Source organism: Aeromonas sp. 11P, from assembly GCF_051920165.1.
Classification (GTDB): domain Bacteria; phylum Pseudomonadota; class Gammaproteobacteria; order Enterobacterales; family Aeromonadaceae; genus Aeromonas; species Aeromonas veronii.
Window position 1 is genome coordinate 2,390,114 of sequence record NZ_JBQBDJ010000004.1, and the last position, 9,887, is coordinate 2,400,000.

General features: G+C 57.0%; 4 protein-coding genes, 1 tRNA gene and 2 rRNA genes (1 of these 7 cut by a window edge). 2 read left to right on the forward strand and 5 right to left on the reverse strand.

Translation table 11 applies throughout. From position 1 onward, the window contains the following. Window positions 1–93 precede the first annotated feature (93 nt). Both ACTG1P_RS10960 and yidA read left to right on the forward strand, forming a co-directional pair. Entirely contained in the window at window positions 94–1,761 is a 1,668-nt protein-coding gene (locus ACTG1P_RS10960; RefSeq protein WP_440002298.1) for a FapA family protein, read from the forward strand. A 113-nt stretch (window positions 1,762–1,874) separates the two neighbouring features. After that, window positions 1,875–2,684, forward strand: coding sequence for a sugar-phosphatase (yidA, locus tag ACTG1P_RS10965; RefSeq protein WP_440001281.1), 810 nt, complete (start codon window positions 1,875–1,877; stop codon window positions 2,682–2,684). A gap of 110 nt (window positions 2,685–2,794) precedes the next feature. On the opposite strand, the gene ACTG1P_RS10970 is transcribed toward yidA, so the two are convergent. The 5 genes from ACTG1P_RS10970 to ACTG1P_RS10990 all read right to left on the reverse strand — a co-directional run. Continuing rightward, on the reverse strand, window positions 2,795–5,878 hold the full coding sequence (locus ACTG1P_RS10970; RefSeq protein WP_440001282.1) for a transglycosylase domain-containing protein: 3,084 nt from the start codon (window positions 5,876–5,878) through the stop codon (window positions 2,795–2,797). A gap of 208 nt (window positions 5,879–6,086) precedes the next feature. Further along, window positions 6,087–6,404 (reverse strand): PTS system regulator TmaR, encoded by a 318-nt coding sequence (gene tmaR, locus ACTG1P_RS10975; RefSeq protein ID WP_033136060.1) that lies wholly within the window; start codon window positions 6,402–6,404, stop codon window positions 6,087–6,089. A 400-nt stretch (window positions 6,405–6,804) separates the two neighbouring features. Then, window positions 6,805–6,881 (reverse strand) — tRNA-Asp (locus ACTG1P_RS10980). A 95-nt stretch (window positions 6,882–6,976) separates the two neighbouring features. Then, window positions 6,977–7,091, reverse strand: a 5S ribosomal RNA gene (gene rrf, locus ACTG1P_RS10985). Window positions 7,092–7,170: 79 nt separating this feature from the next. Next, window positions 7,171–9,887: ribosomal RNA gene (locus ACTG1P_RS10990) — 23S ribosomal RNA — on the reverse strand; it runs 173 nt beyond the window's last position.

Below are 9,887 nucleotides of genomic sequence, written 5' to 3' on the forward strand. Positions count from 1 at the left end.
AGGGTTGGTGACTCGCTTTATTAATCATTGAGAGATTAAATGACAGTAGAGGAGCGAGCCGATCGTTCCGTTCTCATCCAGCAAGGAGATGCGGTGTTAAGCAAAGAGTGGTTGCTGCTATCAAGCGATATGGAACTGGTCTGCCTGCGGATTGCCGCCGGTCTCACCAAACCTGTCACGGAACAAGATGTGCAGGCTCTGCTGCTCGCTTCCAACTGTCGCCGCTATCAGCCGCTGCCCGAGGGGATCAAACAGGCCATCAGCCTGCTTAATACCCTGCTCACCAACCCTGCCGCCTCCGTCCCCGCCAACCCCATCCCTGTCGGCAAGCGTCAGGATGCCCGACTCGCCGTAATAGTGGAGAAGGATCGCATGAGCGCCATCGCCCAGATCACTGCCGACTGGGGGGGCAAGTATGTGACGCTGGAACAGCTGAAAGAGGCGATCGCCATCAGCGAAATCAAACAGGGGGTGAGTGAGCAACTGCTCACCGCTGCCATCCAGTCAGCCAAGGAGGCTGCCCCCGGCAGTCAGCTCAAGCTGGTAATTGCCAACGGCCAGCCTGCCGTCAATGGTCAGGACACTCGCTATGAGCGGCTGGTGGAGACCCCGGCCGAACGGATCCTCAAACCGCAGGAGCTGGGGCATGGCAAGGTCGACCTGCGGGATCTCGGCTCCATCGTCACCGTCAAGGCCGGTGCTCCGCTGATGCGCCGTCATCCAGCCACCGTCGGGGTACCCGGTTTTACCGTGACCGGTCAGGATCTGCCCGCTAAAGATGGCAAAGACAGTCCGATGAGTGCTGGTGAGGGCACCTTCATCTCCCCCGACGATCCAGACCTGCTGATTGCCGGTCGGGCGGGCCTGCCCTGTCAGGAGAAAGCGGGCATGAAGGTGGACGAGGTGCTCAGCGTCAAACAGGTGGATGCCCGCCACGGTCACATTGATTTTGAAGGGGGCTTAATCGTCAGCGGCGACGTCAACCCGGGCATGAAGATCCGGGTCAGCGGTGACATCGTGATTGGCGGCTTTATCGAAGGGGGCTGGATCGAGGCAGGGGGCAGCATTACGGTACGTCACGGCATCATTGGCCGCCGCAACGAGCAGGGGGAGTACCTTTGCCAACTCAATGCGCAGGGGGAGATCCACGCCAGCTACGCCCAGTATGCCCAGCTGGAAGCGGGGGGGGATATCCAGATCCAGAGCCAGCTCAGCCACTGCTACTCCCGCAGCGGACAAGATATCAAGGTAGGCGATAGCAACATGCGCAAAGGCACTCTGCTGGGGGGCACCAGCATTGCCAATCGCCTGATCATGGCCCCCAGCCTGGGGGCCGAGGCCGCCAACCATACCCGGCTGCAGATCCTTGGCGGCTACTTCACCCACAAGGAGCAGGAACACCAGCTCAAGCTGCGCCAGCAGGCGTGTCAGGCCCAGCTGGAGAAAATCAAGGAGCTGGTCATGAAGTTGCTGCAACTGCCCGGCGACAAGCGCAATCCGGATACCCTGCGCAAGCTCAAACCGATCCGGGACCATCAGCTGGCCGAACTGGCCCAGCTCGATGAGCAGCTCACCGCCAACCAGGAGGAGCTGCGAAACTTGATGGCTCAGATGGAGGTCATTGCCACCCAGCACCTCTACTCCGGCATCGAGGTCGAGATGGCCAGCTTCAAACGCAAGGTTACCATCACTCGAGGCCCTACCCGCCTGACCATCCATGATGAAACCCTGGAGATGACCCCTTACGAGGGGCACAAATAGCTCAACCGGCACGGACTGCCGCTGTATCGTCCGTGATCCCGCCGTCGATTTTCGCTACACTCGCCACTTCCTTGGCCCCACCGGGCGGGCCACCCAGACTCAGGTAGTGAGAGATGTACAAGCTGATTGCATTGGATATGGATGGCACCCTGCTCAACCCGCAGGGCCAGATTACTCCCCACACCCACGCCGCCATCAGTGCCGCGCGCGCCAAAGGGGTAACCGTAGTACTGGCCTCCGGCCGCCCGCTGGAAGGGATGAGCCGCTATCTGGAGGAGCTCGGCCTCACCACAGAGCATGACTACGTCATCTGCTACAACGGCGCTCTGGTGCAACAGGTGGCCGATCAGCGCATCATCCGCAGCCAGCTGCTGACCGGCAGTGACGCCAGCGCCGTCGCCAAACTGGCTGACGATCTGGAGGTGAACGTTCACGGTTTCTCGGTCACCCGTGGTCTGATCAGTCCCCGTGTCAGCACCTACACCGAGCACGAATCCCGCCTGATCGGCATGCCGATCAATCTGATCGACTTCGCTACCCTGCCTGCCGACGAGCAGATCATGAAGGTGATGATGATCGACGAACCGCCCCAGCTCTCCCGCGCCATCGAGCGACTGCCTGCAGAGCTCTATGAGCGCTATACCGTGGTACAGAGCGCCCCCTTCTTCCTCGAGTTCATGAACAAGCAGAGCAACAAGGGAACCGGCGTGGCCGCACTGGCCGAGCACCTTGGCCTGACCGCCGATCAGGTGATCTGCGTCGGGGATGCGGGCAACGATCGCCACATGATCGAATACGCAGGCCTCGGGGTTGCGATGGGCAATGCCACCGACGAGATCAAAGCTCTCGCCCAGCACACCACTGCCCGCAACGATGAAGATGGCGTGGCTCAGGTGATCGAGCAGTTCGTACTGAACGCCTGATCGTAATCGAGCGCTGCTGCGTCCGACGAGGAAATAAAAACGGGGAGGCTGTCAGCCTCCCCGTTTTTCTCTGGTTAGTAATATGCGTGATGAGCGTTAATTCGCTCGCATCACTGGTTCGCCAGACACTGGGTATGGGAGCCCGGTTGCAGGTAAGGCGTCAGCAGGGGAGCCATCCCCTTGAGCACCTGCACCGGCAGCGCCGAGGTGAAGCGGAACTTGTCAGACTGGCTACCCGGTACATAGGCGGTCAGGGTACCGAAGTGATCCTCACCCAGATAGAAGACGAAGGTTGCGGTGCGGTTGCGCGCCAGCGAGCTGGTCACGTTGCCATAACGACCCACGGTTTCAATCCTGTTATCCCCGGTTCCGGTCTTGCCCCCCATTTGCAACACAGTGCCATCCGGCAGGGTAAAGGCACCGGCGATACGTCTTGCCGTGCCCCCTTCGACCACCTTGGAGAGCGCACTGCGCAGGGCGGCCGCCACCTCGGCCGGCATCACCCGGGTTCCCTCGGTGTGCTGCGGCTCAAACTCGGTCTCGAAGGGCGTCCCCTTGGCGAACGAGAGATGCTCGATACGCAAGGTTGGCGAGCGGATACCGCCATTCTGGATAATCCCCATCAGCTCGGCCAGTGCTGCCGGACGATCGCCGGAGCTACCCAACGCGGTCGCCAGCGAAGGCACCAGATGGTCGAACGGGTAACCGAGCTTGGCCCAGCGCTGATGGATATCGAGGAAGGCTTCAACCTCCAGCATGGTGCGGATCCGGCTGTCACGGGCACTGCGATGACGGGTCTTGAACAGCCAGCTGTAGACCTCCTGCCGCTCGTCACGACTGGCCGCTACCGCGTCGGCAAAGGTCGCCTTGTCGAACTCCTTGAGATAGGCCAGCAGCCACAGCTCCAGCGGGTGAACCCGAGCGATGTAGCCCTGATCCGGCAGTGAATACTTGCCCGGGCCATAACTCACATAGAGCTGATTGACCCGCTTCGCACTCAGCTTCTCCCGCGGCAACCGCTCCGCCAGGAAGGCAGCAAAAGCCGCTTCGCTGGCTTCCGGCATCAGGTAGCGGTGAACTGCCGCCAGACGTACCGCACTCGGCTTGAGACCATCGAGGAAGGTATCGAGCTGCTCCTCGGGGGTCTTGCCGCGGTATTTGCGCCAGAAGCGCAGCAGATAGGTCTGGCCCTCTTTGTCGGCAAATTTAGCCAGATACTCCTGACGACGGGGATCTTTGTCATCCTTGAGCAACTGGGCACGGTTGCCCTCCTTGTAGAGGCTGTAGCGCACGATATCGCGCATCAGCCGCACAAACGGCAGGTTGATGGACTCGCGCAACGCATCGCGGATAGGGGGAATACGCCCATTATCCTCTCTACGGAAGTTGTTGAAGGTGTGCATGCCGCCACCGGTAAAGAACCCTTCGTTGGGGCTGGCGGAATATTTGCGATCCAGCGCCGCTTCCAGCATTACAGGCAGGCTCTTGTCCTGAGCCGTCATCAGATAGGAGATTGCCCAGCGGCTGAGGTTGTCCTGAGAGACGGCAGCCAATTGACGCAGATTCTCGACCGGCATCCCGGCATAGTTGTCGTGCAGCTCGGCCACGATCTCCAGATAGGTGGTCAGCACCCGCAACTTGGCGGTTGAGCCCAACTCCAGCTTGGAACCTTCGTTGATATCGAACGGCTGATCGGTGTTGTCGGTCTGCACCCGCACCTTGAACCCTTCCGGCGACTTCTCGAACAGGGTGAAGCTGTAGCGCACATCGCCCGTCTTCTCCGGCGAGAGCAGGCGCTCACCAAACAGCCCTACCTGGGCGGCAAACGTCGGGTCGGCCAGCTGTTGCAGATAACGGGAGATTTCGTTCTGCAACGGCATGTTGAGGCTGGTATCGGCGGTCAGATCCATCCGGTCGAGGTCATAGAGCTGCACCCCAAGCTGACGGCTCAGACGAGTACGGGCAACCTGCAACCCCTTGTTATTGTTCACCCGGGTGATAGCAGGGGACTGCAGGAAGTCACGAAAAGTAATCTTGGCCTTGAGCGCCGCCTCCATCAGAGGTGGCGTAATCATTCCCTCCTGCACAAACAGGCGCAGGTAGCTGTCGGTCAGGGTAGCCAATGCCTCTCGCCCCTGAGCCAGATAGTAAGAGGGACGGCGGTGCGCAATCATCAGCGAGACCACCTGACGCAGGGCAAGCCCCTGTTCGGCCAGCGGTGCGTTCTGGTTGCGGGCGGGATCCAGCAGACGGTTCACGTCATCGACATTGGCACCAAACCAGACCCAGAGACCATCTCCCAGACCATGCACCTCACCATATCCCGGCGCAGCCGAGAGCGGTACCGAGTTGAGGTAGGCCCAGGCGACCAGTTTGCGCGCTTCAAGGGTTTCCGGTCCGAGACGATAGGCCCGCACGCTGGCAGAGGCCATCTGACGGATCTTCTCTGTCGGCGACAGGGTCAGGCCATCCGGCGAGTGGCGATACTTCTCCACCTGGGTCGCCAGGGTACTGCCACCGGCAGATTGATCCTGCATATCGAGCGCCTTGCCCACCTGAGATAGCGCGGCCTTGGCAAAACGGGGCCAGTCGACCGCCGGGTTGGCCAGCGGCTCTTCGTTGCTCAGCAAGTCGCGGTTTTCGATAAAGAGCAGCGACTGGATGACAAGCGGCGGAATGGAATCAAAATCCGGATAGTGATGGGTCGGATACTTGAATTGATAGAAGGGCTCGGCGCGGCAATCGTGCAACGTCAGTCCGGCCTGCACCTTCTCGGTATAGGGCACGAAGAAGCCACGACTGGCGTAGTCATAGAGCGCGTCGGAGAAATGTACCTGCTTGCTGACTTCATAGCCCCGCTGAAGCAAACGCTCCTGCATCATCGGCAGTTGCACATAGCCGAGCCGCTTGTCGAACGGGCCATCCTCAGGGAAAGCGATCTGCTTGCTCTGGCCAGGCTCGACCTGATAGGTGAGCTTGGCGGCATAGCGGGAGATCTCCTGAGATTGCAGCTTCGAGGTTTTCATCTCATAGCCAACCAGAGCGATCACCGCCCCCAGGCACAATAAAAAGAGAAAACAGAACAGCCAACGCCACCAGGGACGACGCTTGCGCTTTGGGTTCCCGTCCGTGGTCTGGACAGATGAATCTTGAGATGCCACTTGTGTCAAATCCGTCTGTTCTGATGCGCCCATATCAGCCCCACCATGGTTGCGCAATTTATTGTATTTCACTCAAGCTTAGTCTTTTCAAGTCAATGGCTTGAAACTATTGACCGCTTTGTAGTGATGGTAACAGGGCAATTCTAAAAAGGGGAGCCGATTGTTGCAGGAGTGGCAGAGATCCGAGCTGATAACAAAACACCGGCCAGTGGCCGGTGTCTTTTAAGCGAAAGCGCAACGCTTATTTGTGAGAGCTCATGCCCTTCAGCTTGGTGCTCAGCTCTTTACGCTCTTTGGAGAGCTCGGCGTTCTTGATGATGTGATCATCCACGCGCTCTTCATAGTCGGTACGCATGTTGGCAATGATCGCCTGTACATCATCAATGCTCATGCCCGGCTTGATGTAGTCGCTCAGGTTATCGAGCAGCAGCACGCGCTTCTGGTTGTCACGGATCTTCTTCTCGTTATCCGCAATTTCACGCTTGAGTTTGTTCTGGCGACGGGACATACGCACATATTCCAGTACATCGCTGAAGGTGGACTTGTTTACTTGTTCCATATCGATACCACTGACTTAAGGTTGATAAAAACTGGCCAAGTTACACCTGGAACCCGGCAAACTCGGCGCGGGACAGGCAAACTCAAGATGCCCTTACTCTACCGAGTTATAAACGAGATACAACCCTAATCGCGCACCATGAACAGAGTTTGGCCAAAAGTAAACCAGTTAAAATGACCAGTAATCGATCAGATAAGGGCTTGATATAGATAGAAAATGGAGGAGATAACAGGGTCTTAGTTCTCTTCCTCTAGATAAATGCTAACACTGGCTGCTTAACACGCTAAAAACAGCAGAGCCCAGTCTCACGACTGGGCTCTGCTGTGCAAATCTGTGGTTCTTATGGACAAAACCGCCCATAGCAAAAAGGCCTTCCCATCAGGGAAGGCCTTCAAATTAGTGGCGGAGCGGACGGGACTCGAACCCGCGACCCCCGGCGTGACAGGCCGGTATTCTAACCGACTGAACTACCGCTCCGCATTCGGTTAGCTTGCGCTAAATTTTTTGCCGCTTCGTTGAGGTGTCATCCTCTCGGCCAACGTCGTGATGTGCACGGCGCTGTTTAATTGGGTGCCTGGCAGTGTCCTACTCTCGCATGGCGAATGCCACACTACCATCGGCGCTACCGCGTTTCACTTCTGAGTTCGGCATGGGATCAGGTGGTTCCACGGCGCTATGGCCGCCAGGCAAAATCTTCAATCTGTGAAAGCTGATGTAAGTAATTCGTTCATTCGCTACAAGGCCCAGAACACTTCTTGGGTGTTGTATGGTTAAGCCTCACGGGTAATTAGTACGGGTTAGCTCAATGCATCGCTGCACTTACACACCCCGCCTATCAACGTTGTGGTCTCCAACGGCCCTTTAGGACCCTCAAGGGGTCAGGGATGACTCATCTCAGGGCTCGCTTCCCGCTTAGATGCTTTCAGCGGTTATCGATTCCGAACTTAGCTACCGGGCAGTGCCACTGGCGTGACAACCCGAACACCAGAGGTTCGTTCACTCCGGTCCTCTCGTACTAGGAGCAACTCCCTTCAATCATCCAACGCCCACGGCAGATAGGGACCGAACTGTCTCACGACGTTCTGAACCCAGCTCGCGTACCACTTTAAATGGCGAACAGCCATACCCTTGGGACCGACTTCAGCCCCAGGATGTGATGAGCCGACATCGAGGTGCCAAACACCGCCGTCGATATGAACTCTTGGGCGGTATCAGCCTGTTATCCCCGGAGTACCTTTTATCCGTTGAGCGATGGCCCTTCCATTCAGAACCACCGGATCACTATGACCTACTTTCGTACCTGCTCGACCTGTCCGTCTCGCAGTTAAGCTGGCTTATGCCATTGCACTAACCTCCTGATGTCCGACCAGGATTAGCCAACCTTCGTGCTCCTCCGTTACTCTTTGGGAGGAGACCGCCCCAGTCAAACTACCCACCAGGCACTGTCCGCGAGCCCGATTCAGGGCCCTGCGTTAGAACATCAAACATACAAGGGTGGTATTTCAAGGACGGCTCCAGCGCAACTGGCGTCACGCCTTCAAAGCCTCCCACCTATCCTACACATGTAGGTTCAATGTTCAGTGCCAAGCTGTAGTAAAGGTTCACGGGGTCTTTCCGTCTAGCCGCGGGTACACCGCATCTTCACGGCGAATTCGATTTCACTGAGTCTCGGGTGGAGACAGCATGGCCATGGTTACACCATTCGTGCAGGTCGGAACTTACCCGACAAGGAATTTCGCTACCTTAGGACCGTTATAGTTACGGCCGCCGTTTACCGGGGCTTCGATCAAGAGCTTCGCTTGCGCTAACCCCATCAATTAACCTTCCGGCACCGGGCAGGTGTCACACCCTATACGTCCACTTTCGTGTTTGCAGAGTGCTGTGTTTTTGATAAACAGTCCCAGCCATCTGGTCACTGCGACTCCCAACTGCTCCATCCGCAAGGGACTTCACTGTCAAGAGCGAACCTTCTCCCGAAGTTACGGTTCTATTTTGCCTAGTTCCTTCACCCGAGTTCTCTCAAGCGCCTTGGTATTCTCTACCCGACCACCTGTGTCGGTTTGGGGTACGATGACTTGTAATCTGAAGCTTAGAGGCTTTTCCTGGAAGCAGGGCATCAATGGCTTCCACACCGTAGTGTGTTCGTCTCGTGTCTCAGTGTTGTGTCTGCGGATTTGCCTACAAACACCACCTACGCACTTTCACCAGGACAACCGTCGCCTGGCCCACCTAGCCTTCTCCGTCCCCCCATCGCAATTACAAGTCGTGCAGGAATATTAACCTGCTTCCCATCGACTACGCCTTTCGGCCTCGCCTTAGGGGTCGACTCACCCTGCCCCGATTAACGTTGGACAGGAACCCTTGGTCTTCCGGCGAGGAGGCTTTTCACCCCCTTTATCGTTACTTACGTCAGCATTCGCACTTCTGATATCTCCAGCATACCTCTCGATACACCTTCGCAGACTTACAGAACGCTCCCCTACCACTCACACATAAGTGTGAATCCGCGGCTTCGGTGCCTGGTTTGAGCCCCGTTACATCTTCCGCGCAGGCCGACTCGACTAGTGAGCTATTACGCTTTCTTTAAATGATGGCTGCTTCTAAGCCAACATCCTAGCTGTCTGAGCCTTCCCACATCGTTTCCCACTTAACCAGAACTTTGGGACCTTAGCCGGCGGTCTGGGTTGTTTCCCTCTTCACGACGGACGTTAGCACCCGCCGTGTGTCTCCCGGATATTACTTACTGGTATTCGGAGTTTGCATGGAGTTGGTAAGTCGGGATGACCCCCTAGTCCAAACAGTGCTCTACCCCCAGTAGTATTCGTCCGAGGCGCTACCTAAATAGCTTTCGGGGAGAACCAGCTATCTCCGAGTTTGATTGGCCTTTCACCCCCAGCCACAGGTCATCCCCTAACTTTGCAACGTTAGTGGGTTCGGTCCTCCAGTTGATGTTACTCAACCTTCAACCTGCCCATGGCTAGATCACCCGGTTTCGGGTCTACACCTTGCAACTAGACGCCCAGTTAAGACTCGGTTTCCCTACGGCTCCCCTATACGGTTAACCTCGCTACAAAATGTAAGTCGCTGACCCATTATACAAAAGGTACGCAGTCACCCCGAAGGGCTCCCACTGCTTGTACGTACACGGTTTCAGGTTCTATTTCACTCCCCTCACAGGGGTTCTTTTCGCCTTTCCCTCACGGTACTGGTTCACTATCGGTCAGTCAGGAGTATTTAGCCTTGGAGGATGGTCCCCCCATATTCAGACAGGATGTCACGTGTCCCGCCCTACTCGATTTCACATCAAGGTTGTTTTCGTGTACGGGGCTATCATCCTGTATCGCCGGCCTTTCCAGGACCGTTCCACTAACTTCCAAGATGCTTAAGGGCTAATCCCCGTTCGCTCGCCGCTACTGAGGGAATCTCGGTTGATTTCTTTTCCTCGGGGTACTTAGATGTTTCAGTTCTCCCGGTTCGCCTCGT